25 protein-coding genes and 1 other RNA gene are annotated in these 26,985 nt (G+C 64.9%); 12 read left to right on the forward strand and 14 right to left on the reverse strand.

Annotated features, from left to right (window positions below; translation table 11 throughout):
• Nucleotides 1-3: 3 nt before the first annotated feature.
• The 6 genes from ACLE20_RS07980 to tkt all read right to left on the reverse strand — a co-directional run bounded on the left by ACLE20_RS07980 (nt 4) and on the right by tkt (nt 7,348).
• Nucleotides 4-924, reverse strand: coding sequence for a PhzF family phenazine biosynthesis protein (locus tag ACLE20_RS07980; protein ID WP_410939733.1), 921 nt, complete (start codon nt 922-924; stop codon nt 4-6).
• A 241-nt stretch (nt 925-1,165) separates the two neighbouring features.
• The gene (locus ACLE20_RS07985) at nt 1,166-2,191 is read right to left on the reverse strand and encodes a class I fructose-bisphosphate aldolase (RefSeq protein ID WP_410939734.1); all 1,026 of its coding nucleotides are present in this window, start codon (nt 2,189-2,191) and stop codon (nt 1,166-1,168) included.
• A 203-nt stretch (nt 2,192-2,394) separates the two neighbouring features.
• Entirely contained in the window at nt 2,395-3,591 is a 1,197-nt protein-coding gene (locus ACLE20_RS07990; protein WP_410939735.1) for a phosphoglycerate kinase, read from the reverse strand.
• A gap of 15 nt (nt 3,592-3,606) precedes the next feature.
• Entirely contained in the window at nt 3,607-4,179 is a 573-nt protein-coding gene (locus ACLE20_RS07995; RefSeq protein ID WP_410939901.1) for a putative glycolipid-binding domain-containing protein, read from the reverse strand.
• An 88-nt stretch (nt 4,180-4,267) separates the two neighbouring features.
• Complete coding sequence (gene gap, locus ACLE20_RS08000) at nt 4,268-5,278, reverse strand: type I glyceraldehyde-3-phosphate dehydrogenase (protein WP_410939736.1); 1,011 nt, start codon at nt 5,276-5,278, stop codon at nt 4,268-4,270.
• An 87-nt stretch (nt 5,279-5,365) separates the two neighbouring features.
• Entirely contained in the window at nt 5,366-7,348 is a 1,983-nt protein-coding gene (tkt, locus tag ACLE20_RS08005; protein WP_410939737.1) for a transketolase, read from the reverse strand.
• A 319-nt stretch (nt 7,349-7,667) separates the two neighbouring features.
• Here tkt and ACLE20_RS08010 point away from each other — a divergent pair, with 319 nt between their 5' ends.
• From ACLE20_RS08010 to ACLE20_RS08025, 4 genes are all read left to right on the forward strand, one after another.
• Nucleotides 7,668-7,940 carry a DUF4164 domain-containing protein gene (locus ACLE20_RS08010; RefSeq protein ID WP_410939738.1) on the forward strand — a complete coding sequence of 91 codons (273 nt, stop codon included), beginning with the start codon at nt 7,668-7,670 and terminating at the stop codon, nt 7,938-7,940.
• A gap of 51 nt (nt 7,941-7,991) precedes the next feature.
• Nucleotides 7,992-8,384, forward strand: coding sequence for a cell division protein ZapA (locus ACLE20_RS08015; protein ID WP_410939739.1), 393 nt, complete (start codon nt 7,992-7,994; stop codon nt 8,382-8,384).
• A gap of 57 nt (nt 8,385-8,441) precedes the next feature.
• A non-coding RNA gene (gene ssrS / locus ACLE20_RS08020) (6S RNA) lies at nt 8,442-8,600 on the forward strand.
• A 176-nt stretch (nt 8,601-8,776) separates the two neighbouring features.
• Nucleotides 8,777-9,679 carry a glycosyltransferase family 8 protein gene (locus ACLE20_RS08025; protein WP_410939740.1) on the forward strand — a complete coding sequence of 301 codons (903 nt, stop codon included), beginning with the start codon at nt 8,777-8,779 and terminating at the stop codon, nt 9,677-9,679.
• Between the two features lie 13 nt (nt 9,680-9,692).
• Here ACLE20_RS08025 and ACLE20_RS08030 read toward each other — a convergent pair whose 3' ends face one another.
• Entirely contained in the window at nt 9,693-10,535 is an 843-nt protein-coding gene (locus ACLE20_RS08030) for a hypothetical protein (protein ID WP_410939741.1), read from the reverse strand.
• Complete coding sequence (locus tag ACLE20_RS08035; protein ID WP_410939742.1) at nt 10,481-11,659, reverse strand: polysaccharide pyruvyl transferase family protein; 1,179 nt, start codon at nt 11,657-11,659, stop codon at nt 10,481-10,483. Before ACLE20_RS08035 ends, ACLE20_RS08030 begins: the two co-directional genes overlap by 55 nt.
• A gap of 161 nt (nt 11,660-11,820) precedes the next feature.
• On the opposite strand from ACLE20_RS08035, the gene ACLE20_RS08040 reads away from it, so the two are divergent.
• The 6 genes from ACLE20_RS08040 (at nt 11,821) to ACLE20_RS08065 (ending at nt 16,032) form a co-directional block, all read left to right on the forward strand.
• The gene (locus ACLE20_RS08040; RefSeq protein WP_410939743.1) at nt 11,821-12,408 is read left to right on the forward strand and encodes a hypothetical protein; all 588 of its coding nucleotides are present in this window, start codon (nt 11,821-11,823) and stop codon (nt 12,406-12,408) included.
• 72 nt (nt 12,409-12,480) lie between these two features.
• A complete protein-coding gene (locus ACLE20_RS08045; protein WP_410939902.1) occupies nt 12,481-13,092 on the forward strand; it encodes a 5-formyltetrahydrofolate cyclo-ligase in 612 nt (203 codons plus the stop codon).
• Complete coding sequence (locus ACLE20_RS08050) at nt 13,070-13,894, forward strand: TIGR00282 family metallophosphoesterase (protein ID WP_410939744.1); 825 nt, start codon at nt 13,070-13,072, stop codon at nt 13,892-13,894. The genes ACLE20_RS08045 and ACLE20_RS08050 overlap by 23 nt, the downstream gene beginning before the upstream one ends.
• A gap of 18 nt (nt 13,895-13,912) precedes the next feature.
• Nucleotides 13,913-14,209: a YciI family protein gene (locus ACLE20_RS08055; RefSeq protein ID WP_410939745.1), complete on the forward strand. Its 297-nt coding sequence runs from the start codon at nt 13,913-13,915 to the stop codon at nt 14,207-14,209.
• Nucleotides 14,210-14,319: 110 nt separating this feature from the next.
• Nucleotides 14,320-15,165 carry an MBL fold metallo-hydrolase gene (locus ACLE20_RS08060; RefSeq protein ID WP_410939746.1) on the forward strand — a complete coding sequence of 282 codons (846 nt, stop codon included), beginning with the start codon at nt 14,320-14,322 and terminating at the stop codon, nt 15,163-15,165.
• A gap of 120 nt (nt 15,166-15,285) precedes the next feature.
• Nucleotides 15,286-16,032 (forward strand): YebC/PmpR family DNA-binding transcriptional regulator, encoded by a 747-nt coding sequence (locus ACLE20_RS08065; protein ID WP_410939747.1) that lies wholly within the window; start codon nt 15,286-15,288, stop codon nt 16,030-16,032.
• 84 nt (nt 16,033-16,116) lie between these two features.
• Here the strand turns inward: ACLE20_RS08065 and ACLE20_RS08070 are convergent, their stop codons facing one another.
• Entirely contained in the window at nt 16,117-17,133 is a 1,017-nt protein-coding gene (locus ACLE20_RS08070; protein WP_410939748.1) for an LLM class flavin-dependent oxidoreductase, read from the reverse strand.
• A gap of 147 nt (nt 17,134-17,280) precedes the next feature.
• Between ACLE20_RS08070 and ruvC the strand changes: the two genes are divergently transcribed.
• A complete protein-coding gene (gene ruvC, locus ACLE20_RS08075; RefSeq protein WP_410939749.1) occupies nt 17,281-17,796 on the forward strand; it encodes a crossover junction endodeoxyribonuclease RuvC in 516 nt (171 codons plus the stop codon).
• Between the two features lie 58 nt (nt 17,797-17,854).
• Here ruvC and ACLE20_RS08080 read toward each other — a convergent pair whose 3' ends face one another.
• Complete coding sequence (locus ACLE20_RS08080; RefSeq protein WP_410939750.1) at nt 17,855-20,617, reverse strand: hypothetical protein; 2,763 nt, start codon at nt 20,615-20,617, stop codon at nt 17,855-17,857.
• Between the two features lie 66 nt (nt 20,618-20,683).
• On the reverse strand, nt 20,684-21,982 hold the full coding sequence (locus ACLE20_RS08085; protein ID WP_410939751.1) for an adenylosuccinate synthase: 1,299 nt from the start codon (nt 21,980-21,982) through the stop codon (nt 20,684-20,686).
• A gap of 277 nt (nt 21,983-22,259) precedes the next feature.
• Between ACLE20_RS08085 and ACLE20_RS08090 the strand changes: the two genes are divergently transcribed.
• A complete protein-coding gene (locus ACLE20_RS08090; RefSeq protein ID WP_410939752.1) occupies nt 22,260-23,150 on the forward strand; it encodes a DMT family transporter in 891 nt (296 codons plus the stop codon).
• 39 nt (nt 23,151-23,189) lie between these two features.
• Here the strand turns inward: ACLE20_RS08090 and serA are convergent, their stop codons facing one another.
• The 3 genes from serA to ACLE20_RS08105 all read right to left on the reverse strand — a co-directional run bounded on the left by serA (nt 23,190) and on the right by ACLE20_RS08105 (nt 26,974).
• A complete protein-coding gene (gene serA, locus ACLE20_RS08095; RefSeq protein ID WP_410939753.1) occupies nt 23,190-24,785 on the reverse strand; it encodes a phosphoglycerate dehydrogenase in 1,596 nt (531 codons plus the stop codon).
• Between the two features lie 74 nt (nt 24,786-24,859).
• Nucleotides 24,860-26,038, reverse strand: coding sequence for a phosphoserine transaminase (locus ACLE20_RS08100; protein WP_410939754.1), 1,179 nt, complete (start codon nt 26,036-26,038; stop codon nt 24,860-24,862).
• A 138-nt stretch (nt 26,039-26,176) separates the two neighbouring features.
• Nucleotides 26,177-26,974 (reverse strand): outer membrane protein, encoded by a 798-nt coding sequence (locus ACLE20_RS08105; protein WP_410939755.1) that lies wholly within the window; start codon nt 26,972-26,974, stop codon nt 26,177-26,179.
• Between the last annotated feature and the right edge of the window lie 11 nt (nt 26,975-26,985).

A 26,985-nucleotide genomic window follows, 5' to 3' on the forward strand; every position in this document is an offset into this window, starting at 1 on the left:
CAGCTAGAGGGAGATCGCGCCGCGCATGACGTCGACGCACTGGCCGGCGATCGTTACGCGTCTCACCACGCCGGCGCTCTTCTCCGCGACGAGGTCCAGCCGGCTCGGCCGTCCCATCTCGACGCCCTGGTCGATCGTCAGTTCGAGGGTCAGATCCTCGGCTGGGTCGAGCGCGGCGAGCAGGCCGGCCAGTGCGCCGGAGGCGCTGCCGGTTGCCGGATCCTCCGGCACATTGTCGAGCGGGGCGAACATGCGGGCCCGGATCTTCGACGGGTCGGCGGCGTCGCGGACATAGAGGAAGGTGCAGAACTGTCCGTCGCGGGTCGGGAACTGCCGGTCGGCCGCGGCGAAGCGCTGCCGGTCGGGGCCAGCCGCACCGAGGGTCTCGAGATTCTTCAGCGCCGCGACGATGAAGGGGAGGCCGACCGAGGCGATGACCGGCAGATGATGGTCGGTGGCAATCGCTTCCGGCGCAATGTTGAGCGCTGCGGCCAGAATGGCAGGGCTCGGGCCGGGCTGCTGCGAGAAGGCCTCCGGCGCAACGATCGCCGCGCCGTTCACCGCCCTGCTCGCGTCAAGCCGAAGCGAGATTGCGACCAGTCCGGCCTTTTCCTCGAAGACGAGCGCGTCGCCGGGCGGCTTGCCGAAGATCTCGGCCTGCCGTCCGAGCACGAAGGCGGTGCCGACATTGGGGTGGCCGGCAAAGGGTACTTCGGTCACCGGCGTGAAAATGCGGACCTCCGCATCATGAGCGGGATCGCGTGGCGGCAGCACGAAGGTAGATTCGGAATAATTGATCTCGCGGGCGATCGCCTGCATGTCGTCATCGCTCAAGCCCCGGGCATCCGGCACGACCAGCAGCGGATTGCCGGCGAAGCGGCGGTCGGTGAAGACGTCGACGGTGATGAACTCATAAGACGGCATGGTGATCTCCGGTGAGGGACGGGCGAGCCTGTTCGTCCCGCGATCACTCTTTGCTAAATCAGGCTTTGGGTCGCGCAAACGGAGAACTTGTCACCATGACAAGCTTGCGGCGCGCGGGGTGGGGAGCAGCCCCCAAAACGAATGGAGGCTCGGCAAGCCTGCTTGCCGAGCCTCTCCTCGCTCCCCTGCTCCTGTGGTCGATCAGCGCCTCCCCGCGCGACCGGACCACGGGGGGCGGAACTCAGGCAGCCTTTTCGAGGTCCTTCTTCCAGCCGCCAAGCGCGGCCAGGCTGCACATGCGGGCGCGGTGGGTGAAGGCGCGCTGGCCGGCGGCGACATTCTCGGACTTGCCCTGCCAGGCGGCAAGCGCCTCGGCCTGCAGCGCGCGGCCATAGGAGAAGGTCAGCGTCCAGGGCAGAGTGTATTGGGCGATCATCGCGGAGAGATGAGCGGTCGATTCTTCCGTCGTCTGGCCGCCGGAAAGGAAGGCGATGCCCGGAACCGCGGAGGGAACGGTGCGCTTCAGCACCTTCACCGTGCGCTCGGCGACCTCGTCGACCGACGCGACGCGCGCCTTGCGACCGTCGATGACCATGCTCGGCTTCAGGATCATGCCTTCCAGCGAAACGCGGGCGTCGGCCAGCTCCTCGAAGACGACGCGCAGCGTCTCTTCCGTCACCTCTTCGGAGCGGGCGATCGAATGGGTGCCGGGCGCGCCATCCATCAGCACTTCCGGCTCGACGATCGGCACGATGCCAGCCTGCTGGCAGAGTGCGGCATAGCGGGCGAGCGCATGGGCATTGGCCTTGACGGCGCCATAGCTCGGGAGCGTATCGGAAATGGCAATGACGCCGCGCCACTTGGCGAAGCGGGCGCCGGCCTCGTAATAGGATTTCAGTCGGTCGGCGAGCCCGTCGAGGCCCTCGGTGATGGTTTCGCCTGGAAAGCCGGCCATCGGCTTGGCGCCGATGTCGACCTTGATGCCGGGGACGGCGCCAGCGTCGCGGATGATGTCGACGAAGGGCGTACCATCGGCCGCCTTCTGGAACAGGGTCTCTTCATAGAGGATCACGCCGGAGATCGAGGCCTTCATCGCCTCCTCGGCGCGAAACAGCATTTCGCGATAGTCGCGGCGCGAGGTCTCGGTCGACTCCAGGCCGATCGTGTCGAAGCGCTTTGCGATCGTTCCAGAAGATTCGTCGGCGGCCAAAAGGCCCTGTCCCTTGGCCATCATGGCGGCGGCGATGTCGTCCAGTCTCTCGGTCATGTCTGCTTCCTCGTCACGACGGTTGGTGATGATTGGGTAGCAGAAGAACAACCCAAATCAAACAGGCCCTAAAACGGCCAAATCGATTGAAATAAATTTAATCGTTTGAATTTATTGCCCTTTATGAGCGCTTGCCAGAACGTTGGGCGAATGACCCAAGCAGCAGAGCCCGGCGCGCGAAGCACGCCGGGAAACGGCCGCAATCAGGCCGTGTGCAGAACATCGACGCCGGGCAGCGGCTTGCCTTCCATCCATTCCAGGAAGGCCCCGCCCGCGGTCGAGACATAGCTGAGATCATCGGCAACGGCCGCATGGTTCATGGCCGAGACCGTGTCGCCGCCGCCGGCGACGGAGACAAGCGCGCCACTCTTGGTGCGGGCGGCGGCGTGTTTGGCGACTGCGACCGTCGCCTTGTCGAAGGGGGCGATCTCGAAGGCGCCGAGCGGTCCGTTCCAGACCAGGGTCTCCGCCTTGCTCACCCATTCGTTCACGGTCGCGATCGACTTCGGCCCGACATCGAGGACCATGGCATCGGCCGGGATGGCGGTGATGTCCACGACCTCGTTCTCGGCACCTGCCTTAAATTCGCGGGCGACGACGCCATCGACGGGCAGGACAATGGTGCAGCCGGAGGCCTTGGCTTCCGCATCGATGGCGCGCGCGGTCTCGGCAAGGTCATGCTCGCAGAGCGACTTGCCAACATCGATGCCCTGCGCGGCCAGGAAGGTATTGGCCATGCCGCCGCCGATCACCAACGCGTCGACCTTCTTCACGAGGTTCTTCAACAGGTCGATCTTGGTGGACACCTTGGCACCGCCGACGATGGCGACCACCGGACGCTTCGGATTGCCGAGACCCTTTTCCAGCGCCTCCAGCTCGGCCTGCATGGTGCGGCCGGCATAGGCGGGCAGGTGGTGCGCCAGCCCCTCGGTGGAGGAATGGGCGCGATGGGCGGCGGAGAAGGCGTCGTTGACGAAGATGTCGCCATTGGCGGCGAGCGCTTGCGTAAAGGCCGGATCGTTCTTTTCCTCGCCCTTGTAGAAGCGGGTGTTCTCCAGGAGCAGGATGTCGCCGTTCTGCAGAGCGGCGATGGCGGAGGCCGCCTTGTCGCCGATCGCCTCCGCGGCGAAATGGACGCGCTGGTCGAGAATATCCTCGACGGCAGCGGCGATCGGCTTCAGCGACATGTCGGCAACCGGTTCGCCGTTCGGACGGCCGAAATGGGCGAGCAGGATGACCTTGGCGCCTTTTTCAGACAGTTCGCGGATGGTCGGCACGACGCGCTCGATCCGGGTGGCGTCGGTCACCTTGCCGTCCTTGGTCGGCACATTGAGGTCGACGCGCACCAGCACGCGCTTGCCGGCGATGTCGGTGAGATCATCGAGGGTCTTGAAGGTCATATCTGTCTCTCCGGTTCAGAGTCGGGCGAAAAGGGTGGGATAATCCGTGACGAGGCCGTCCTCATCGACGGGAAGCTCGGCGGTGAAGCTACGGTCGTCGGACTCGTATCGGTAGAGCCGGCCGGCCTCGAGGCAGGTGTAGAGTTGGCGGTCGCGCAGCGGCACGAAGTCGTCGAAGGGGATGTAGACCATGTCGAGCCGGCGCGTGCCGTCGCCCGGGCGAAGGCCGAGGCGGCGGATCGGCAGCGTATTGGTCAGCGGCGAGCCGGCGAGATCGATGTCGATACAACCGTCGAAGGCGGGGAGGGCGGCGCCGTCTCCATCCTGCCAGCGACCGAGCCCATCGGCCTTCAGCATGAGCGTGATGCCGTCGGTTGTCGCCAGCGTCAGCGCCAGAACGGTCCAGTCGGCCGTGCAGTCGATCCGGTAGGTCACGCCATAGGGCCGCCCACCGCGATCGCCGATCACCACGCCCTCAGCGCGGATACCGGTTTCGGCGCCGGCCGAAGGGGTCAGCGTCACATGTTCGAGCCCCGTGCCCTCGATCGGCCTCCAGCGGACCGTCTTCTGCTCCAGCGGACGAAAAATGGTCGGACCCTCGCAACCGCGATCCGGGCGCTGCATGCCCCGGCAAGGAAAAGCCCCGGGCGGTGGCCGCCCGGGGCTCGGTCAGAACTTAGAGGAGCTTGCCGAGTGCGACGGCCGTGTCGCACATGCGGTTCGAGAAGCCCCATTCATTGTCGTACCAGGACAGGATACGGACGAAATTGCCTTCGAGGACCTTGGTCTGGTCGATGGCGAAGATCGAGGAATGGCTGTCATGGTTGAAGTCACGCGAGACCAGCGGCTCTTCGGTGTAGCCGAGGATGCCCTTCAGCGGACCGTCGGCCGCAGCCTTGATCGCCTCGTTGACTTCCTGGACCGAGGTGGCGCGCTTGGCGACGAACTTGAAATCAACGACCGAGACGTTCGGGGTCGGCACGCGGATCGAGGTGCCGTCCAGCTTGCCCTTGAGCTCGGGGAGAACCAGGCCGACGGCCTTGGCGGCGCCGGTCGAGGTCGGGATCATGGACAGGGCTGCGGCGCGGGCGCGGTACAGGTCCTTGTGCATGGTGTCGAGCGTCGGCTGGTCGCCGGTATAGGAGTGGATCGTGGTCATGAAGCCGTGATCGATGCCGATCGCGTCGTTCAGCACCTTCACCACCGGCACCAGGCAGTTGGTGGTGCAGGAGGCGTTGGAGATGACCGTGTGGTCCTTGGTCAGCTTGTCGTGGTTGACGCCGTAGACGACCGTCAGATCGGCGCCGTCGCCCGGGGCGGAGATGATGACGCTCTTGGCGCCGGCCTGCAGGTGGGCAGCGGCCTTGTCGCGCGCAGTGAAGATGCCGGTGCATTCGAGCGCGATATCGACGCCGAGATCCGTGTGCGGCAGTTCGGCCGGGTTGCGGACGGCGGTCACCTTGATCGGCTTGCCGCCGTTGACGATGATCGAATCGCCCTGAACCTCGACGCTCGCCGGGAACTTGCCGTGGATGGAGTCATAGCGCAGCAAATGGGCATTGGTCTCGACCGGACCGAGGTCGTTGATGGCAACGACTTCGATATCGGTCCGGCCGGATTCGACGATGGCGCGCAGCACATTGCGCCCGATGCGGCCGAACCCGTTGATGGCAACTTTCACGGTCATGGAAGCTCTCTCCTTTGAGAAGGCATGCCTTGGAAAGGCGGGGTGAACATGGGGCATGCACGGCGTGCATGCCCCGACTTGAGCGTGTCAGGCCAGTTCGGCCTCGGCAGCGGCCACGATGGCATCGGAGGTGATGCCGAAGTGCTTGAAGAGCTCCTTGGCCGGGCCGGAGGCGCCGAAGGAGTGCATGCCGATGAAGGTGCCGTCGGAATCGATGAAGCGATCCCAGCCCTGGCGGACGGCGGCTTCGATGGCGATCTTGACCGGAGCGGTGCCGATGACCGAGGCCTGATAGTCCTCGGGCTGCTCTTCAAACAATTCGAAGCAGGGCACGGAGACGACGCGGGCGGCAATACCCTTGGCCTTGAGATCGCCCGCAGCCTTCACCGCGAGTTCCACTTCCGAACCGGAAGCGAAGATCGACACCTTGGCATCCTCGGCGGCGATGAGCTCGTAGGCGCCTTTGGCCGAGAGGTTCTCAGCCACATAGGTCGTGCGCGCCGGTGCGAGATTCTGGCGGGTCAGCGCCAGGCCGGAGGGCCGCTTGTCTTCCTTCAGTGCCAGCTGCCAGCATTCCGCGGTTTCGACCGCATCGGCCGGGCGGAAGATGAGCAGGTTCGGAATGGCGCGCAGGGCGGCCAGATGCTCGACAGGCTCATGCGTCGGACCGTCTTCGCCAACGCCGATCGAGTCATGCGTCAGAACGTGGACGACGCGGATCCCCATCAGCGCGGCCAGGCGGATCGACGGACGGCAATAGTCCGAGAAGATCATGAAGCCGCCGGAATAGGGGATGAGGCCGCCATGCAGCGACACGCCGTTCATGGCCGCGGCCATGCCGTGCTCGCGGATGCCCCAGTGCATGTAGCGGCCGGAGAAATCGGTCGGGGTGATCGACTTCATCTGGCTGGTCTTGGTGTTGTTCGACGGCGTCAGGTCGGCCGAGCCGCCAAGCGTTTCGACGACCACGCCGTTGATCACTTCCAGCGCGTCCTCGGAGGCCTTGCGGGTGGCGACCGTCGGCGGGTTTTCGGCGAGCTTCTTCTTGTAGGCATCGATCGACGCATCGAAATCGGCCGGGAGAGCGCCGGCGAAGCGGCGGGTGAACTCGGCCTTCTTGGCCTCATCGGCAGCGGCGAGCCGGGCTTCCCAGGCCTTGCGGGCCTGGACCGAGCGCTCGCCGGCTGCACGCCAGGCGTCGAGGACGTCGGCCGGCGTTTCGAAAGCTTCGCCTTCCCAGTTCAGCGCCTTGCGGGTCGCGGCAATCTCCTCGGCGCCGAGCGGCGAACCGTGAACCTTGTGGGTGCCAGCCTTGTTCGGCGCGCCGAAGCCGATCACCGTCTTGCAGGCGATGAAGGTCGGGCGGTCGGACTTGTGCGCGGCTTCGATCGCCTCGGCGATCGCCTGCTGGTCATGGCCGTCGACCTCGATCGTGTTCCAGTGCACGGCCTTGAAACGGGCGATCTGATCGGTCGAGTCCGAAAGCGAAACCGCACCGTCAATGGTGATCGAATTGTTGTCCCAGAAGAGAACCAGCTTGTTGAGCTTCAGATGGCCGGCCAGCGCGATCGCTTCGTGGCTGATGCCTTCCATGAGGCAGCCGTCACCGCACAGAGCATAGGTGTAGTGGTCCTGCAGGTCGCTGCCGAATTCTTCCGAAAGCTTACGCTCGGCGATCGCCATGCCGACGGCATTGGCGATGCCCTGGCCGAGCGGGCCGGTGGTGGTCTCGATGCCGGTGGCATGGCCATATTCGGGATGGCCGGCGGTCTTGGAGCCGAGCTGGCGGAACTGCTTGATGTCCTCGATGCTCATATCCTCATAGCCCGTCAAATAGAGCAGCGAGTAGAGCAGCATGGAACCATGGCCGGCGGAGAGCACGAAGCGGTCGCGGTCCGGCCAGTGGGGGTTCTTCGGGTCGAACTTCAGATATTGGGTGAAGAGGACCGTGGCGATGTCTGCGGCGCCCATGGGCAGGCCGGGATGGCCGGAATTGGCCTTTTCCACGGCGTCCATGGCGAGGAAACGGATCGCATTCGCCATCCGGTCGTTCTGCTGATTAGAGATCATGACTGTTCCGCTAAGCGTTGGTGAGACAGGGAACGGTCTCTATCCTCCAAAGACCGCATCAGAAGCGGCTGAGACATACCACCTCGCCCGCGGGAGTCAACAAATTCGACCCCCGCGCGCCGCGGGCTTGAAAGCAGGAAAACGAAGCATGATCCACAGCTTCCGCGCAGAAGCGGGTGTGGCAGCGTTGTGCTGGTCGGGAAGTTGGGTCTAAGAATGGGATCGACGTTCAACAGGCGAATGCGCGACCGGCCGATTCGGGCTGCGCGCAGGTCGCAAACCTCGGATCGATCCTCATCGCGTGATCGGAAGCGGGCATATGGCGGCAGGCAAGACAGTCAGAGCGGCAATCGAGGAGCTCAAGGGCGCGGTGACGAGCCTCGAAAGCGTGATCGACGGCCGCTTCGACCGGGAGCGGGACCGTTCGGAAATCGAGGGCGAGGTGCGCCGGGTCAATACGGACCGCGCGCGGCTTGCCCAGGAGCTCGATCAGTCGCAGTTTCGCGCCAACCGGCTGGAGGAGGTGAACCGCGAAGTCTCGCGCCGCCTCGTCACCGCCATGGAAACGATCCGTGCGGTGCTGGATCGGTAAGCGCCGGCACTGAATGAACAGGACCCCGGCATGGGGAGCAGGCAGGGTTGAATGGCGCAGGTCACGGTGACGATCGACGGCAAGGCCTATCGCATGGCATGCGAAGAGGGCCAGGAGGATCACCTGACCGAGCTCGCCGGCCGCTTCGACCAATATGTCAGCCATCTCAAAGGGCAGTTCGGCGAAATCGGTGATCTGAGGCTAACCGTCATGGCCGCAATCATGGTCACCGACGAGCTCTCCGAAGTAAACCGGCGGCTTTCGGCGCTGGAAGCCGAGCTCGACGGACTGAAGCGCAGCCGCGACGGTCAGCTGAGCGAGACGCAGCGTGCCGAAGAGGCGCTCGCCGCGGCTCTTTCCGACGTGACCCAGCAGATCCACGGCATCGCCGCCCGCATCTCCGGCCGTCCAGCCGCTGCCCGCGACCAGCACCCGGGCGAGTGAGCGGCAATTCTCGGTTCGCCCACTGGCGGGATCACGATTTCACCTCTATATTGACGTTGCGGTCTGCGCTTCCCGACAGGAACCACAATCCCTGGGGCCATACTCGATCCAACGGGAGCTGTCCCTGACCAGGCTCGTGGGCCTGGACATATGGCGCCCACCTACGTTTGTAGGCACCCAGGATCGTAAATCTCCATCGGTCGTCGTGGATCGCACTTGCTTCCTCCTCCGATCAAAACCAAGACGCTTGCGGATCCTCCGCAAGGAGATCCCCTTGCCTTTCTGGCTCCATGTCTTCATTTGGCGCTCGACGAAACCGGCCTCATTTCGATAGTCGTCGGTGACATAGCTGCGGCGCTGCGAGCCGTGGTCAGAAGGGGCAGGAGCAGGCGATGGACAGGACCGACGGGCATGCGAGCCAGGCCGCGCCTCTGACCCTCGCCTACGTCACCGACCGCGGCCTGTTCAAGCCCAGCGTCTTTTCTGCCTTTTCGGCGCTGAAGCACGCCAAGACGCCGGTGCGGCTGCTGTTCGTCGGCCTCGATCTCACCGACGCCATGAAGCGGGCGCTCGTTTCCCTTGCCGCGCGCTTCCCCCACCATGTCGTCGAGCCCTTCGCCCTGCCGCAAGACTGGCTGCGGGAGGCGAGAAGCCCGAAAAATTTTATCACGCCCACTGCGCTCGGTCGCATGTTCCTGCCCCGGATCACCGGCGGCCGTGTCCTTTATATCGACGGCGATACGATGGTGCCTGGCGATGTCTCGACGGCCGGCGCGATCGATCTCAAGGGCAGGCCGATTGCCGGCGTGCGCGATTTCACCGTTCAGCGTTGGCGAGCCTTAGGGGCGCAGGACAAGCTTGCCCGGCAGGCCGCGCTCTTCGGCGGCACCGTATCCCTCGAGAACTACATCAATTCCGGCGTGCTGCTCATGGACTGCGATGCCATTCGCGCCGAGCCGGCGCTGCAGGCGGCCATGGAAGACATGAAGGCAGCCCAAGGCTATCCGACTGTCGATCAGGACCGCATCAATCTCGTCTTCAACGGCCGCATCACGCCGCTCGATCCCGCCTGGAACTGCTCCTGGGGCCGGCTTGCCCGGCAGCGGCGCGACATGGCGGGTCTTTCGGTGGAAGGGGCGACTGCAACGCCCCGCATCCTGCACTTCCACGGGCCGAACAAGCCCTGGCAGCGCCTGCGCCTGTCGACGCTCCGAAAGGGTGGCTTTCACATCCTGCGCTATCGCCGCCTGATGGGCGAGTGCGAACGGGCGATCCCGGAACTCGGCGCTCTCTAACCCTTCCGAGGTCTCACGATACCCAGAGATGGGTCTCGACATGGCGGCCGAGTGTGACGGTAAGATCCCGGTCTCGCGCCCGCTGTAATGTCTGCTGCACCAGCAAGCGTTCGCGCGCCGGATCATGACGTTCCGACGAGCCCACCCAGCGGCGCGCATCCTCATCCGTCGTTACCTGGTCATTATAGCCCGGCAGATAGCGCGTCTGGAAAAAGGTGAAGCCGTGGATCTGCAGCTCGCGCAAGGGGCAGGCGAGGAAATAGGCGATCGCCACCAAGCCGATCGTCGGCTTCAATCCGTCGAGATCGCGCCGCAGCCCTTCGTAAAAGCGCGCCGGCGGAACCTGCAGGCTCACCTCCGACACGCCGGACAGTTCCCGCCGTTTGCGCTCCAGTGCCCGCTTGTTGCCCTGGAAACCCCAGTGCGGAAACACGCAGATCTTGACGCCCGCGCGGCGCAGAAGCTCAGGCGGGATGGCGCCGGCCGGGCGCGGGCCGGTTTCGTTGAGATTGTGGAACAGGATGTCGGTGCGCGCGCCGAGCACCGCCGGCGCGGCGAGAGCGGGGGGAATGCCATTGTTCAGCCGCACGATCACATCGAACCCATCCACATCGATGCCGGCGAGATCCTCGACCACCGTTGCCGCCGGGCCGATGATGATCACCCGCAAGCCAGCGAAGCGCTGAGGGTCGAGCGTCGGAATGCGGCGAGGATTGAAGCGCGAATCCGCCAGGCGAAAGCGCAGGCGCCGCTGCGCAAGGTCGATCTGCCGCCCGAGCCGGGTCAGAAAGGGTTCGATCGTTAACCTCCCGTCACAGGGCTGGCCGCCTTCGGCAATCGAGGTTTGGTGCTCCACGGGCTCCATGTCGTGCCCAGAGCCGCTGCCCGGTAACGGCCAAGCACCGCGGCGATTTCGGCGGCCTCCGCCCGCGCTCGCGCCAGCCTGTCTGCGGACAGATCAACAAGCGTGTCGAGACTGACCGGAAGGCCGGCATCGCGGGTCACGGCCTTCACCTTGGGTCGATCCGTCAGCGGTATCACGGGCTTGGGGGCGAAGGAAGAGAGGATCAGGCCGTGCAGCCGGTTGGTGATCACCAGCTCGCTGGCCTCGATCTCCGCCACCGCCTCCTGCCAGGTCAGGGGTGCGAGGAAGGGTAGATCGAGGGCTTCGGCAAGCGGCGCCTGCACGGCGGCATCCTCCTCCGTGCAGGTCGTGAGAAGCAAGGGCTTGAAGCCTGCATCGAGCGCGGTGCGCAGCGCCGGTTCCAGCACGGTCCGGCTCTGCTTGGTGACGATGAACAGCAGCCGGCCTTTCTGCCCCACCGGTAGCGCCGTGCTGCCGGGCTTGGGGCCGAGCGCAAAGACGCAGTCGGCGCCGAGCACGGTCGGAACGCCGATCTCTTCCAGCATGCGGTGGGTCTGCGAATCCCGGGCGATCAGGGGCGGGGTGATGCGGCGGAAATCCTCGGCGAGCCGCGCCTTGGTGTTGAGCTTGAACAGCGAGGAGGAGACCGAGAAGGGATAGGTCTTCACCATGACGCCGAGGCCGGTCACCGCGCGCAGATCGGCAAACATGGAAACGCCGGCGTCCACCCCGGTCCATTGCGCGCCGCCGGCGATGAAGACCGTATGATAGGCGGAAAGCTCCGCGGCCATGGCGGCTGTCAGCTCGGCCGCATGCCGCGCAATCCGCCGCTCCTCATAGGCCCGCAGCAGGCCGAGCGTACGCAGGAACCGAATCCGCCCCGGCCCCGTGACCGTGAGCGCCTTCTCCGTCGTCCCCTTGTAGTGGCAGGCCGGCGCTGCCGCGAAGAAGGCCTGGGTCCGCGCCTTGTCCACCCCTACGAAGGGCTGCGAATAGACATCGATCGCCGCGTCCGGATCACGCCGGTGAATATCCGCCAGTATGGACTGCAGGATCGCGAAGTCACCGAGATTTCCTTTGAGGTTGGCGAAAAGAATGGCGTATCGGTTGGCCATGGCTGCCCTGAGATGATTGCGTGTGCCGTGCCAGCTTGTTTTAGTGTAAGTTAGAAACGACAGATTGGTGCGCAACCTATATAGGTTAGCCATATATTTAGTAAGTAGAAAATGCGTTTCGAGGAGCCCCCGCAGTGGACGACGTCCGTCAAGGAAGGGCGATGAGCGAGGACGAAGAGGGAGCGCTGAGGCGGGCCTTGATGGCGGTGGTGGCCGGACGGCCGATCTCGCTGGTCGGCAATGCGCGCTCGCTGCTCGATCAGACCCATGGCGTGGAGATCGACCGGGGCTGCGTGGTGCGTCTCAATTCCGGCGTACCGATCCACGCCGCCGCGCAAGGCCGGCGAACGGATATCCATTGCTTCAGCACCCGTTCAAGCCTCGAGGAAAACCTGCGCCGTGCCACCTGGCGGGTGCGCTGGAAGCGCCGGAGCCTGGATCGCGCCTTTTCCGTCTGGATGAGCAAGATGGAGCGGGAGACTGCCACCGATCCCGGCCAGGCCTTCTATCCGCTCGATATGGTGGCCGCACTCGATGCCCGGCTCGGCGCGCCGTCCTCCGTCGGGGCGAAGGCGCTCGATATGCTCGTCGAACTGACCGACAGCGAGATCCGTCTCTTCGGCTTCGACTTCAAGGCCAGCACCACTTTCTACAGAAAGCGCGAAAATCGCGGGCCGCATGATTGGGAAGCCGAGCGTGACTTTGCACTCTCTCTTGCCAAGACCGGCCGCGTGATCATCCGGGGCTAGCGCCAAATCCGTGCCGCTGGACAAGGTGCGGTGGTGCACTTAGAGCGGGAGGCGGAACAGGGGCGGATCATGCTGACGGCGAAGGAAAAGAAGGCGGCAATCCGGGCGGAACGGCTGGCGGCGCGCGACCAGATGACGCCGGAGCAACGCGACGCCGCATCCGCCGCCATGCTCGCCCATGCCGGCGAGACGCTCGACCATGTCCGCGGTGCGGTGGTGGCGGGCTTCTGGCCAATCCGCTCGGAGGCCGATATTCGGCCGCTGTTGGAGCGGCTGCGCGCGCGCGGCGCGCGTATCTGCCTGCCGGTGGTGCTCGACCGCGAAACGATCGTCTTCCGGGACTATGCCGAGGGCGCGACCCTGATCAAGACCGGGTTCGGCACGTCCGGGCCGGACGAGCAGGCCGAGATCCTCGAGCCCAATATCGTCTTCGTCCCGCTCTCCGCCTTCGATGCGGCCGGCCATCGGATCGGCTATGGCGCCGGCCATTATGACCGGGCCATCGCCCGGCTGATCGCGCTCGGGCACCGGCCGCGTCTGATCGGGATTGCCTTTGCCTGCCAGGAAGTGGCATCAGTGCCCTTCGAACCGCATGACATTCCGCTCGACGCCATCCTGACCGAGCACGGGCTGCGGATATTGGAAGCGGGATCGATACGTTATGAGACTTTTGTTCCTCGGTGACATGGTGGGCAAGACCGGACGCACGGCCGTCTGGGAAAAGCTGCCGGGCCTCGTTGCCGACCTGAAGCTGGATTTTGTCATCGTCAATGGCGAGAACGCCGCCGGCGGGTTCGGCATCACCGAAGAGATCTTTCTCGAAACCATCAATGCCGGCGCCGATGTCGTGACGACCGGCAATCATGTCTGGGATCAGAAGGAGGCCGTGGTCTTCTGCGAACGCCACGACCAGTTTCTGCGCCCCGCCAATTACCCGGCCGGCACGCCCGGGCGCGGCTCGGGCCTCTATTTCGCCCGCAACGGGGCGCGGGTGCTGGTGGCCAACATTATGGGCCGGGTCTTCATGCATCCCGAGCTCGACGATCCCTTCAAGGCGGCCGAAGCGATCCTCGCCGCCTGCCCGCTGAAGGAACAGGCGGACGCGATTGTCTTCGACTTCCACGCCGAAGCCACCAGCGAAAAGCAATGTTTCGGCCATTTCGTCGACGGGCGGGCGAGCCTCGTCGTCGGTACCCACACCCATGTGCCGACCGCCGACCACCAGATCCTGAATGGCGGCACCGCCTATCTGTCCGACGCCGGCATGTGCGGCGACTATGACTCGTCGCTGGGCATGGACAAGGAAGAGCCGCTCAACCGCTTCATTTCCAAGATGCCGAAGGGCCGGTTCGAGGCGGCCTCCGGCCCGGCGACGCTCTGCGGGCTCGGCGTCGAGATCTCCGACCGCACCGGCCTTGCCGAGGCAATCGCCCCCTTGCGCATCGGCCCGCGGCTGGCCGAGACGATCCCGCCCTTTTGGGCATAAGCATGAGATGAGCTGAGCGTGTTCATCGTTTCCCTCACCTATCGCAATGGTACGGCGGCTGCGGATGCGCATCTGACTGCCCATGTCGCATGGCTTACGACGGGGTATGAGCAGGGGATCTTCCTGGCATCAGGGCGGAAGGTACCGCGCACGGGTGGCGTGATTCTGGCAAGGGGCGCACGCTCCGCTCTTGACGCGCTCCTCGCCACCGATCCTTTCGCTCTTCATGGCGTGGCCGATTATGAGGTCACCGAAGTGGCCTTCGGCACCACGGCTGACGGCCTTGAACTGCTGCAGGACAAGCCGTATTCCTAAGCTGGCAATGACGCAAAAGTGACGGTCGACGAATGCGCGACTGCTGGACGTCGGAATCCCGCCAGCTATCCTGCGAAGGCCCGTTGAGGTCGACGCGCAGGAGATGCCACATGCTTCGCCATGGTCTTCCGACTTCGCTTTTGATCCTGTCGCTGTTTGTTTCAGGTCTTGACGATCCTGCGCTCGCCCAGGAGGCTGCGGCCGTCAGCCAGTGCCAGGCCATCGCGCAGTCCTTGCCGAGCGTGACCTTCGCCCGTTACAGCCCGGATCGATCTGATGCTTCGTTTCGTCTCGCGGCAGCGGAAGACGGGGTGGTGCGGCTGACCCTTCTCGGCCACTCCACCTTCCACATCGAAACCCCGGGCGGCATTTCGATCGCCACGGATTACTCCGGCTATCATCGCCCGCCGCGGACGCCGGATGTCGTGACGATGAACAAGGCGCATTCGACGCATTACACGCTGACGCCCGGGCCGGAGATCAAGACCGTGCTGCATGGTTGGGGCGAGGAGGGGCAGCCGGCCGATCATGATGTGGTGGTCGGCGACACCTATATTCGCAATGTCACCACCGATATCCGCTCCGGCTACGGCGCCATGGAGCCGGACGGCAATTCGATCTTCATCTTCGAAGTGGCGGGCTTGTGCATCGGCCATCTCGGCCATCTTCATCACGAACTCGACGACAGCGACTATGCCGAGATCGGCCGGCTGGACGTGGTGATGGTGCCGGTTGATGGCGGCCTGACCATGGGCGCCGACAGCATGGGGCGCGTCGTCAATCGGCTTCGCTCGGCGATCATCCTGCCCATGCACCGGCCGGGTCCGCAGGTAACCCGCTTCCTGGACATGTTCGGCGCCGGTTTCGATCGCCGCTATTCCGACAGCGCCACCATCACCGTCTCGCTGCGCAGCCTGCCGAGCAAGCCGCAGATCGTCGTGCTGCAGGGCATGTAGGCGCCTTAAAAGGCCCGACTCCCGACGAAAAGCCGATCGCCGCCGCTGGACGGACGGCGATCCGCGCCATATAAGGCCCCCCATCCCGAAAACCCGATAAGACGACCGCAAGAGGGCGCCATGGCCGGCCATTCACAGTTCAAGAACATCATGCATCGCAAGGGGCGCCAGGACGCCGTGCGCTCCAAGATGTTTTCCAAGCTCGCGCGCGAAATCACCGTTGCTGCCAAGGCGGGCCTGCCGGACCCCACGATGAATGCCCGCCTGCGCCTGGCGATCCAGAACGCCAAGGCGCAGTCGATGCCCAAGGACAATATCGAACGCGCCATCAAGAAGGCGTCGGGCGCCGATGGGGAAAGCTATGACGAAGTCCGCTACGAAGGCTATGGCCCAGGCGGCGTCGCCGTCATCGTCGAAGCCCTGACCGACAACCGCAACCGCACCGCCTCCTCGGTCCGCTCCACCTTCACCAAGGGCGGTGGGGCGCTCGGCGAAACCGGGTCGGTCTCCTTCTCCTTCGACCGGGTCGGCGAAATCATCTACAAGGCTTCGGCCGGCAGCCCGGATGCCGTGATGGAAGCGGCGATCGAGGCGGGTGCCGAGGACGTGATCAGCGATGAGGACGGCCACACCATCATCTGCGGCTTCGAGGATATCGGCGAGGTGTCGAAGGCCCTGGAAGCGACGCTTGGCGAAGCCGAGACCGTCAAGGCGATCTGGAAGCCGCAGAACACGATTCCCGTCGACGAGGAGCGGGCGGAATCGCTGATGAAGCTCATCGAGACGCTGGAGGACGATGACGACGTCCAGACCGTCTATGCCAATTTCGAAGTTTCCGACGAAGTGCTGGCCAAGCTTTCGGCCTGAGGCATCCAAGTATCTGAACATCAAAGAGCGCGCCACCGGGGGCCGGGGCGCGCTCTTTTCATGTCTGGTGATCTATTGGCTTGCTCAGGCGGCGCTGCGGGCAGCACGCTCCTGCTCCAGCGCATCGCGGGCCGCAGCGAAATGGCGGACGGAGGCGAGCCGGGCCTGCATGTCGAAGATCGGCATCGAGACGATCAGCTCGTCCGCCTGGGTTTCCTGGAGGAATGCCCGCAGCTTGCGCTTCAACGTTTCAGGCCCACCAACCACCGCATAGGTCATCGCATGGTCGACGAAGCCCTTCTCCGAGGCGTTCCAGCGTTCCTCCATGCTCTCGACCGGCGGCGGGAACTTGCCGCGCGCATTGCGCCGGAGCGCAAGGAAGGACTGTTGCATGGAGGTGAAGAGATGGTCCGCCTCCTCATCCGAATCCGCGCCGACGCCCATGATGCCGACCATGGCATAGGGCTTGTCGAGCACGGCGGAAGGCTCGAACCGCTCGCGATAGATCTCCAGCGCCGAGAACAGCATGTCGGGCGCGAAATGCGAGGCGAAGGCAAAGGGAAGGCCGAGCATGCCAGCAAGCTGGGCGCTATAGTGGCTGGAGCCGAGCAGCCAGATCGGCACCTTGGCATCCTCACCCGGGGTGGCGACGATCTGCCCCGGCTGGGCCGGCCCGAGCAGGGCCTGGAGTTCCACCACATCGTTCGGAAAATCATTGCCGCCGCCTTCGAGATTGCGGCGAAGCGCCTGGGCGGTGCGCATATCCGTGCCGGGCGCGCGGCCGAGGCCGAGATCGATGCGGCCCGGATAGAGCGCCTCGAGCGTGCCGAACTGTTCAGCGATGACAAGCGGCGAATGATTGGGCAGCATGATGCCGCCCGAACCGACACGGATGGTCTTCGTGCCGGCGGCGACGTGGGAGATGACCAGCGCGGTGGCCGCGCTCGCAATGCCGATCATGCCGTGATGCTCGGCCAGCCAGACGCGTTTGAAATCATGCGCCTCGGCCTCCTGGGCCAGCCGGCGCGAATTGTTAAGCGCATCACCGATCGTGCTGCCTTCGGTGACTGGCGAGAGATCAAGGAGGGAGAAGGGAATCATGGAAAAGCCTCGGGCTGACCTGCAGGTCTACTCCATGTAAGCGGCCGAAAAGCGGAATTAAAGAGTAGCCTTTTCGGCTTCTCTTTTTGTTTCCTCTTTGTTCACATTTCGCTGGCAGCGTCGCGCCATCGTCATTAGGATTTCTTCATGCAGACCACAGCGATTCGTATCATCGGCATCGACCCCGGCCTCCGCCGCACCGGCTGGGGTATCGTGGAAACGCTTGGCAATTCGCTGCGCTTCGTCGATTCCGGTACCGTGATCTCGGACGGCGACATGGATCTCGCCTCGCGGCTCTGCCAGCTGCATGACGGCCTTGCCGAGGTCATCCATGCCTTCAAGCCGGACGAGGCGGCGGTGGAGCAGACCTTCGTCAACAAGGATGCCGTGGCGACGCTGAAGCTCGGTCAGGCGCGCGGTATCGCCATGCTCGTCCCCGCCCGCGCCGGCCTTCCGGTCGCCGAATATGCGCCGAATGCAGTCAAGAAGGCGGTAATTGGCGTCGGACACGGCGAAAAGCAGCAGATCCACATGATGCTGAAGGTCTTGATGCCGAAGGTGACCTTCAAGGGCAACGATGCGGCGGACGCTCTTGCGATCGCGATCTGCCATGCGCATAACCGCCAGAGCCTCAAGTCCCGGATCGCCGCGCTGACGGCGTGATCCGGCGGGCGCCTCCGCCGTCAGACTGCCGCGGGCGCGGCAGTCTCATGATTGGCTTTTACTGGCCCGCCGGGCGGGCGGTACTCCAGCTTGCGAGCGCCTTGTCGAAGGCATCCGTACCGGCCGGGCCCTTTTCCAGCGTCAGCAGTGCCCGTCGACCGTTGCGATAGGTCAGCGGAATGTCGATCCAGTTGCGGTTCTTCAACAGATCGAGATTGGTGGTTACGGCTTCCGGGAAGTCGTTCAGCGCGATCATGTAGAAATCATCGGTGATCTTCGCCGGAACGGCGATCAGCGGATCGCCGCGATCCTGCTCGGTGCGCTTCAGGGCAACGCGTTGGACGCTGTCGATGCTCCCGCCCTCGAAATTGCCCGGCAGGGAGAAGACGAACTCGATCGTGTGGCTGGCGGGGAGCGAGCTGTCCGCATTGCGCTTGATGGTCATCAGCGCAGTCAGCCCGCGATCCGGCACGCTGATCTGTGCCTGGATCACTGGCTCCGGCCGCTGGCCTTCAGACGGCGCTTCCTCCTTCAGCGACCAGGCGACACCACCCTCGATGGCGGTCGGCGCGGTCTGGCCGAGACGTTCCTCATAGAGAAACATCTTCTGGGCACCGGCCGGCATCTGTGTCGTGGTCTGGTCCGGCGGCGCGGTCTGCGTAGAGCTGTCGGGCGCCGGTGCGGTCGTCGCCGCGGGTGCATCGGTTGTGGCTGCGGGCGCGGCGTCGGTGGTGGCCGGATTGGTCGCTTCCCCGGTCGTGGTGGCAGACGGGAAGTCCGGCGCGGTCGTGCCGGCATCCGCGGTTTCCTGCGGGCGGCTCGCTTCGGTCTGCGCGGCGACCGACTTGCCCTCCGCGGTCACGGCTTCGCTGCCGGCGACCTGCGCCGGGCCTTCGTCCACCTCTGACCCGTCCGTTTGCAGGCGCTGGGTGAACTTGCTGTTGGGTGCAGCGGATGCGACCTCGGTCGCGGGCGCCGTGCCGCCCGATGCCGCGCTGCCCGACTGGGCGCTGCCCGGATTGATCGTGCTCTGCGGCGGCGGCAGTGTGTTGACCGAGGCGACCAGATCCTCGATCCAGTCGTTCATCGTGTCGCGATTGATCCAATAGGCATAGCCACCGCCGCCGACCAGCAGCAGAAGGACGACGAAAACCGCGATTCGCTTGAAGCTGAAGGCCGATTTCTTCGGCTCGGCCCGGAACGAGGCGGGGCGGGTTACCGGGGCCGGCTCGCTCGCGGGGATGCCGCTGTCGAAGGAGCTGGCCGCAGCGCCGGCCGCCGTGGCGGCGGCACCAGAGCTCAGGAGCGCATCGATCTCGTCCCAGGTCTCGCGCCGGCTGTCCTCGGTCTCTTCGACCGGTGCGGCGGACACGGCGCTGCGATCGACTGGCCAGGACCAGTCGGAGATCGTGCTGTCCGCGCTTGCATCGCCCGCTTCGCGCGTTGCCTGGTGGAAGGGGTCTGCCTCGTCGAGCGACCAGCTCGATGACGGCTCGCCTTCGGGCGTGACGCCGCCGGAGACGGGCGGCAGGTCGAGCGCCGCCGGCTCCACCGGCTGGAAGCTGGCAGGCGCCGCATAGACGTCGCTTTGCACCTCGTCATGGGCGCGCGCAGCCGGCGCACCGGCCAGCGCTTCGAATTCGTCGAGGATCGCATCGTCGTCGACAGCCTGCGTCCAGGGTGTCTCCACATGGGCGCTGACGGCGGGATGCGGATCTACGGCTGATGTGGAGTCCTGCCACTCCGGCAGTTCCCACTCGGCCGAAGGCATGGGCGCCGGCGCGTCAGGCTCGGCGGCAACGGCGGTCTCGTGCGGCACCGGCTCGATGGCCGTCGGGTGATCGAACGTATAGTCCGCCGCTGGCATGGCGACGGGCTCGGAAGCGCTCAGCCGATCGTCGTCGACCGTCACGTGCCGCTCGGTCTCCGCCCAGTGTGGCTCGTCATCGGCCGGCAGGGCCTCGGCGTCATTCTCGTCATAGGCTGCGTCCTCGACCCAAGGGTCGGCATGACCCACGGCATGGATCGGCTCCTCGGTGGCGAACACAGAGGCCGCTTCGTCATCCCGCGGCTGATCCGGTTCAATCGCGGGTTCGTCGTCGGCGGAGCGATCATCGTTTTCCTGCGCGAAGGCCTCGGCGGCGAGTGGCGTGCTGGCCACCGCCGCACCGGCGGCCAGGGCCGCATTGCTCGCGGTTTCACGCGGCTCGGGTTGAGGCTCAGGTACCAGGGGAGCGGGCGCGGCCACGGCGCCATAGGCCGGAATGGGCGGCCACTCGCGAGCAACGGGCTCCTCCGCCTCGTCGTCCGTCGCCGGCGCATCATAGTCGACGACAGATTCGTCTGCCTGTGTCGGTGCCACGGGCGTCGGGTCCGGAACAACGGCAGACGACAGGATGACCGGGGCTGGGGGAAGCTCGGGCGTCGTCTCGGCGATCGGCGCGGGTTCCGGTTCCGGTTCCGGCTCTGGCACTTGCTCGTGTTCTGGCTCCCGCTCCGGCTCCTGCGCATGCAGATCCTGCTGCTGGGCCGATGAGACATCGTAGGGAACGGGCGGCTGCTCGAAATGGGTTTCTGCCGGTGCCTCTTCGACGGGATCATCGAAGACAGGAGCGGAATGAGCCGATTCAACCTCGCCGATGGCTGCCTCGAGCTTGGCCATCTGGCGGTTGATCATGTCGTCCGAAGGACGCGGCTTCATGCCCTCAAGCTGACGGCGGACGGCGCCGCGCGCCTTCTCGTAGACCTTCGCACGCATGTCCGGGCTGTTGTCGGACAGCCCATCAACGGTCCTGCGAATGACTGCTACAAAATCCGCCATGTACACTCTCTTGAAACGCGGAAGGGGCGGCCGGGGCGACCGTCTCCAAGTCCTTGATCCTACAAACTAGTCCTCAAAGGGGTCCGTCACAAGTATGGTGTCGTCCCGCTCTGGGCTGGTGGAGAGAAGAGCGACCGGCGAACCGATCAGTTCCTCGACTTGCCGAACATATTTGATTGCCTGGGCCGGCAGATCCGCCCAGCTGCGTGCGCCGACGGTCGATTCCTTCCAGCCTTCGAGCGACACATAGATCGGCTCCACCCGAGCCTGCGCCGCCTGGCTTGCCGGAAGATGATCGATCTCGACGCCATCGAGCTTGTAGCCGACGCAGATCTTCAGTTCTTCCAGCCCGTCGAGCACGTCGAGCTTGGTCAGCGCGATGCCGGTAATGCCGTTGGCAGCGACCGACTGGCGCACCAGCGCCGCATCGAACCAGCCGCAGCGCCGCTTGCGGCCGGTTACCGTGCCGAATTCATGGCCGCGCTCGCCGAGGAACTGGCCGATCTCGTCCTTGAGCTCGGTCGGGAAGGGCCCTTCGCCGACGCGGGTCGTATAGGCTTTGGTAATGCCGAGGATGTAGCCGAGCGAGCCCGGACCCATGCCGGATCCGGCCGCGGCCTGGCCGGCAACCGTGTTGGAGGAGGTGACGAAGGGATAGGTGCCGTGGTCGATGTCGAGCAGCGTGCCCTGTGCGCCTTCGAACAGGATACGCGCGCCGCGGCGGCGCTCCCGGTCGAGCAGCAGCCAGACCGTGTCCATGAAGGGCAGCACGCGGGCGGCAACCGAGCTCAGTTCTTCCATGATCGCCGCATGGCTGACTTCCGCCTCGCCAAGACCGCGGCGCAGCGCATTGTGGTGGGTCAGCAGCCGGTCGACCTTGGCGGGCAGGGTGGAGGGATCGGCGAGATCCATGACGCGGATCGCCCGCCGGCCAACCTTGTCTTCATAGGCCGGGCCGATGCCGCGCCGCGTGGTGCCGATCTTCGTGCCGCTGTTGGAGGCGGCGTCCTCGCGGATGCCGTCGAGCTCGCGATGCAGCGAAAGGATCAGCGTCGCATTGTCGGCAATGCGCAGGTTTTCCGGGGTGATGGTTACCCCTTGCGCGTCGAGCTTCTCGATTTCGGCCACCAGCGCATGCGGATCGATGACAACGCCATTGCCGATCACGGCGAGCTTGCCGGGGCGGACGACGCCAGACGGCAGCAGCGACAGCTTGTAGCTTACCCCATCGATGACCAGCGTGTGGCCCGCATTGTGACCGCCCTGAAAGCGGACGACGATGTCGGCACGTTCGGAAAGCCAGTCGACAATCTTGCCCTTGCCTTCGTCACCCCACTGCGAGCCGACCACCACCACATTCGTCATAGACCCTGTTCCTGTCCTTCGATTGGGGGGAAGCTCTGCGCTTCCTCACCGCCGCCATGCCTGGGCATGACGAAAAAATTTGGGCCCGCACGCGCCTTTTCCGGGGCAACAGGCCATAAACCCGCGCATCTATAATCTGTTGCATTTTCAAAAGCGACCCTGAGCCTCAAGCGATTAAGGCTTTTTACATGGCTTTGCGCCTTGCGAGGCTGTAAGAGGCGCGCGGACGCCGCGGCGCACGCGAGCGTCCCTGCCAACCCTTTCGGAAACGATTCCCGTGAATGCCAAGGCCTATCTGCTGCTCGCCATCACCACCTTCATCTGGGGCGGCAATTCGGTGGCCGGCAAGATCGCGGTCGGCCATGTCAGCCCCATGCTCTTGACCGGCATTCGCTGGACCATTGCCTGCGCATTGCTGGCGATCCTCACCTCGCGCCAGGTGCGGGCGGACTGGCCGGAGATCCGCAGGCATTGGAAGCTCCTGTTCTTCTATGGTGCCGTCGGCTTCACCGCGTTCAACGTCGCGCTCTATTCGGCGCTCCAATACACGACCGCGATCAATGTCGTCATTGAGCAGGCGGGCATTCCCATGGTGATCTTCGCCATGAACTTCATGCTCTTCCGCATGCGCGTCTCCGCCGCCCAGTGGATCGGCTTCGTCGTGACCCTGTTCGGCGTGGTGCTGACCGCGACGCATGGCGATCCGCGCCGGCTCCTCGCGCTCGATCTCAACCAGGGCGATGTGCTGATGCTCTTCGCTGTGCTGGTCTATGCGGCCTATACCGTGTCGCTGCGCACCAAGCCGGCGATCCATTGGAAGAGCCTGATCGCCGCCTCCGCCTTCGCGGCCCTCGTCTCCACCCTGCCGCTCGTCATCTGGGAGGCAGCAACCGACAGGCTGATCTGGCCGGACGAGCTCGGCTGGGGCATCGGCATTTTTGCCGGCGTCTTCCCCTCGCTCGTCTCGCAGGTTCTCTATGTCTGGGGTGTGGAGATGATCGGGCCGAACCGGGCGGGTCTGTTCATCAATCTCATTCCGGTCTTCGGCACGCTGCTCTCGATCCTGTTGATCGGCGAGGCGCTCGAGGTCTTCCATGTCGTCGCGCTGGCGCTGGCGCTCGGCGGCATCGCCATTGCCGAAAAAGGTCGGCCGAGGGAGGCCGCCTGAGGGATGCGCCGGCCGACCGGCGCATCCTTTCGACGAGCTTTACTCGACGTTGAAGGCGAGCGGCTTGGCCTGGCGGATGGCGGCGTTGGCGCGCAGCGTCTCCAGCAGGTCCTCCGGAACCGGGCCATCGACATAGAGCAGCGCGATCGCATCCGAACCCTGTTCCTTGCGGCCGAGCTGGAAGTTGGCGATGTTGACGCCGGCATTGCCGAAGGTGGTGCCGATGAAGCCGATCATGCCGGGCACGTCGGTGTTGGTGATGTAGACCATATGCGCGCCGACATCGGCATCCAGGTTGATGTCCTTGATCTGGATGAAGCGCGGCTTGCCGTCCGAGAATACCGTGCCGGCCACCGAGCGGGTCTGCGTGTCGGTCGTCACCGTCAGCTTGATATAGCCGTCAAAGACGCCGGTCTTGTCGCGCTTGACCTCGGAGAGGATGATGCCCTTCTCCTTGATCATGATCGGCGCGGAGACCATGTTGACGTCCGAGACCTGGCTGCGGATCAGGCCGGCCAGCGCCGCGCTTGTCAGCGCCTTGGTGTTCATGCCGGCCGTGGAGCCGTCATAAAGGATTTCGATTTCCTTGATCGCGCTTTCCGTCACCTGACCCACGAAGGCGCCGAGCACGTCCGCCAGCCGGATGAAGGGCTTGAGGATCGGTGCTTCTTCGGCCGTGATCGAGGGCATGTTGATCGCGTTGGAGACCGCGCCCTTGATCAGGTAATCCGACATCTGCTCGGCGACCTGCAGGGCGACATTCTCCTGCGCTTCCGTGGTGGAGGCGCCGAGATGCGGCGTGCAGACGACATTGGGCAGGCCGAAGAGCGGGCTCTCGGTCGCGGGCTCGGTCTCGAAGACGTCGAAGCCGGCGCCGGCAACATGGCCGGACTTGATGGCCGCCGCGAGTGCCGCCTCGTCCACCAAGCCGCCGCGGGCGCAGTTGATGATCCGGACACCCTTCTTGGTCTTGGCCAGCGCCTCGGCATTCAGAATGCCGCGCGTCTTGTCGGTCATCGGGACATGCAAGGTAATGAAATCGGCGCGGGCCAGCAGCTCGTCGAGCTCGACCTTGGTGACGCCCATTTCCTCGGCGCGTTCCTTGGAGAGGAAGGGGTCATAGGCGAGAACCTGCATGCGCAGACCGATGGCGCGCGAGCAGACGATCGAGCCAATATTGCCGGCGCCGATGACGCCCAGCGTCTTGCCGGTGATCTCGACGCCCATGAACTTCGACTTTTCCCACTTGCCGGCCTGGGTGGAGGTATCGGCGGCAGGCAGCTGGCGGGCAACGGCGAACATCAGCGCGATGGCATGTTCGGCCGTGGTGATCGAATTGCCGAAGGGAGTATTCATCACGATGATGCCGCGGCGCGAGGCGGCAGGGATATCGACATTGTCGACGCCGATGCCGGCGCGGCCGATCACCTTGAGATTGGTGGCAGCGGCGATCAGCTTTTCAGTCGCCTTGGTGGCGGAGCGGATGGCAAGCCCGTCATAATTGCCGATGATCTCGGCGAGCTTGTCCTTGTCTTTGCCGAGCGTCGGCTGGAAGTCGACGTCGACGCCGCGATCACGGAAGATCTGGACGGCAGTTTCCGACAGTTCATCGGATACGAGAACGCGAGGTGCCATGAATGGCCTCCTGAGAAAGGGTCGGGACGGAAGGGGAAAGGGCCGCGCCGACAAGGGCGCGGCAAAAGCGAGTCTTACGCGGCAGCCTGAAGCTGCGCGGCCTTCTGGGTCGCAAAGGCCCAGTCGAACCAGGGCATCAGCGCTTCCAGGTCGGCCGTATCGATCGTCGCGCCGGCCCAGATGCGGAAACCCGAGGGCGCATCGCGATAGGCGCCAATATCATGGGCGACACCCTGCTTTTCGAGCAGCGCCACCATGCCCTTGGCAAAGGCGCCCTGGGCGTCCTCGTCGAGCGCTGTCACCGCCGGGTCGACGATCTTCAGGCAGACGGAGGTGTTGGAGCGGGTGGCCGGATCTTCGGCCAGATTGGCGATCCAGGGGGTCTTCTCGACATAGTCGAAGATGACCTTGGCATTGGCATCGGCACGGGCGATCAGCCCCTTAAGGCCGCCGACCGACTTCGCCCAGAGCAGCGCGTCGATATAGTCCTCGACGCAGAGCATCGACGGCGTGTTGATCGTCTCGCCCTGGAAGATGCCCTCGATGATTTTGCCGCCCTTGGTCATGCGGAAGATCTTTGGCAGCGGCCAGGCCGGCGTATAGCTTTCCAGCCGTTCCACCGCGCGCGGCGACAGGATGAGGATGCCATGCGCGCCTTCGCCACCCAGCACCTTCTGCCAGGAGAAGGTGACGACATCGAGCTTGGCGAAGTCCAGCGCCTGGGCGAAGGCGCCCGAAGTGGCGTCGCAGATCGTCAGGCCTTCACGATCGGCCGGAATGAAATCGGCATTCGGCACGCGCACGCCGGAGGTTGTGCCGTTCCAGGTGAAGACGACGTCGCGATTGAAATCGATCGAGGCGAGATCGGGGAGCTTGCCGTAGTCGGCGGTGATCTTGCGGGTGTCGGGAAGCTTCAGTTCCTTGACCACATCGGACACCCAGCCCGAGCCGAAGCTTTCCCAGGCGACCATATCGACGCCACGAGCGCCGAGCAGCGACCACATGGCCATTTCGACGGCGCCGGTGTCGGAGGCGGGCACGATGCCGATGCGGTAGTCCGCCGGCACTTCCAGGACCTCTCGGGTCAGGTCGATCGCTTGCTTGAGCTTGGCCTTGCCGACTTTCGCGCGGTGCGAGCGGCCGAGGGCTGCATCGGAGAGCGCGTCGAGCGTCCAGCCGGGACGCTTGGAGCAGGGGCCTGAAGAAAAATGCGTATTCGCCGGACGGAGGTCCGGTGTCGTGGTCGTCGTCATCTGCGCTATCCTTCCAGATAGAAGCACCTCGTTAGGGAGGCGTGTCCTGAGGAGGGGAATATGCGCTGCAGATGATGAAGTCAAGGCGATTGTCGCTGCCAGCCAATTTTCTGCCGCTGGGAGAGAAGGACGCGCCGTTCAGTTCAATGCGAAGCGCAGACCGGCGCGGATCTCGTGACGGGTCAGCCCGTCATCCTCCGCCGTCACGCCGCTGCCCTTGGCAAAACCGCCGCCGGCAATGTCGGAATAGCGGTAGTTGACGTCGAGCATCACGCGATCGCTGACGGCATAGGACGCACCGGCCATCAGCGCATAGGTGAAGCGCCAGTCATCCTCGCCGCGGTACTCTGTGGAAACCGCGCTCGTGGCAGGGCAGGCGCTGCCGCTGCAGCGCGCTCGGCCTTCGACCGAGGACCAATCGAGATAGGTGGCGCCGAGGCCGGCGCCGAGATAGGGCGTCACGCCGGCGATGGTCGCCAGATCCACATAGGCATTGGCCATCAGGCTCAGCGCCTTGAAATCCGCATCGACCGCCGTGCGGCAGCCGGTGCCGGCCGGCTGGCCGATGCAGGGTGTGGCGGAATCCACCTCGCCGTCGAAGCGGCCCTCGAAATAGTCGGCGGTGACATCGGCACGCAGAATGTCGGTCAGGCTTGCGCCGAGGCCGAGCGAGCCGGAAAGCGGACGCGAGAAGCGGGCGTCATCGAATTCGCCGCCGAACCCGCCGATCGCATAGTCGACATCGCCGCCGTCGCGCGCCCCGGCGACGCCGAAGTCGCCGCGCAGATAGAAGCCGCCGCCGGCCTCATCGACGGGTGAGATGGTGACCTCCGGCGCGAAGGCGAGATCATCGGCCGCGCGCGCGCCCCCGGCGAGTGTCGCCGCGCCGAGAAGAGGGGCGAGAACCCCAAGGCTGAGAAGGGAAAGACGCTGCATGCCGGCCTCCG

This window comes from Rhizobium sp. YIM 134829, assembly GCF_046546455.1.

What these genes read in the sequence shown, in the direction of transcription:
- ACLE20_RS07980 (WP_410939733.1), bottom strand. Translation starts at nt 924, where the DNA reads ATGCCGTCTTATGAGTTCATCACCGTCGACGTCTTCACCGACCGCCGC.
- ACLE20_RS07985 (WP_410939734.1), bottom strand. Translation starts at nt 2,191, where the DNA reads ATGACCGAGAGACTGGACGACATCGCCGCCGCCATGATGGCCAAGGGA.
- ACLE20_RS07990 (WP_410939735.1), bottom strand. Translation starts at nt 3,591, where the DNA reads ATGACCTTCAAGACCCTCGATGATCTCACCGACATCGCCGGCAAGCGC.
- gap (WP_410939736.1), bottom strand. Translation starts at nt 5,278, where the DNA reads ATGACCGTGAAAGTTGCCATCAACGGGTTCGGCCGCATCGGGCGCAAT.
- tkt (WP_410939737.1), bottom strand. Translation starts at nt 7,348, where the DNA reads ATGATCTCTAATCAGCAGAACGACCGGATGGCGAATGCGATCCGTTTC.
- ACLE20_RS08010 (WP_410939738.1), top strand. Translation starts at nt 7,668, where the DNA reads ATGGCGGCAGGCAAGACAGTCAGAGCGGCAATCGAGGAGCTCAAGGGC.
- ACLE20_RS08015 (WP_410939739.1), top strand. Translation starts at nt 7,992, where the DNA reads ATGGCGCAGGTCACGGTGACGATCGACGGCAAGGCCTATCGCATGGCA.
- ACLE20_RS08025 (WP_410939740.1), top strand. Translation starts at nt 8,777, where the DNA reads ATGGACAGGACCGACGGGCATGCGAGCCAGGCCGCGCCTCTGACCCTC.
- ACLE20_RS08035 (WP_410939742.1), bottom strand. Translation starts at nt 11,659, where the DNA reads ATGGCCAACCGATACGCCATTCTTTTCGCCAACCTCAAAGGAAATCTC.
- ACLE20_RS08040 (WP_410939743.1), top strand. Translation starts at nt 11,821, where the DNA reads ATGAGCGAGGACGAAGAGGGAGCGCTGAGGCGGGCCTTGATGGCGGTG.
- ACLE20_RS08050 (WP_410939744.1), top strand. Translation starts at nt 13,070, where the DNA reads ATGAGACTTTTGTTCCTCGGTGACATGGTGGGCAAGACCGGACGCACG.
- ACLE20_RS08060 (WP_410939746.1), top strand. Translation starts at nt 14,320, where the DNA reads ATGCTTCGCCATGGTCTTCCGACTTCGCTTTTGATCCTGTCGCTGTTT.
- ACLE20_RS08065 (WP_410939747.1), top strand. Translation starts at nt 15,286, where the DNA reads ATGGCCGGCCATTCACAGTTCAAGAACATCATGCATCGCAAGGGGCGC.
- ACLE20_RS08070 (WP_410939748.1), bottom strand. Translation starts at nt 17,133, where the DNA reads ATGATTCCCTTCTCCCTCCTTGATCTCTCGCCAGTCACCGAAGGCAGC.
- ruvC (WP_410939749.1), top strand. Translation starts at nt 17,281, where the DNA reads ATGCAGACCACAGCGATTCGTATCATCGGCATCGACCCCGGCCTCCGC.
- ACLE20_RS08080 (WP_410939750.1), bottom strand. Translation starts at nt 20,617, where the DNA reads ATGGCGGATTTTGTAGCAGTCATTCGCAGGACCGTTGATGGGCTGTCC.
- ACLE20_RS08085 (WP_410939751.1), bottom strand. Translation starts at nt 21,982, where the DNA reads ATGACGAATGTGGTGGTGGTCGGCTCGCAGTGGGGTGACGAAGGCAAG.
- serA (WP_410939753.1), bottom strand. Translation starts at nt 24,785, where the DNA reads ATGGCACCTCGCGTTCTCGTATCCGATGAACTGTCGGAAACTGCCGTC.
- ACLE20_RS08100 (WP_410939754.1), bottom strand. Translation starts at nt 26,038, where the DNA reads ATGACGACGACCACGACACCGGACCTCCGTCCGGCGAATACGCATTTT.
- ACLE20_RS08105 (WP_410939755.1), bottom strand. Translation starts at nt 26,974, where the DNA reads ATGCAGCGTCTTTCCCTTCTCAGCCTTGGGGTTCTCGCCCCTCTTCTC.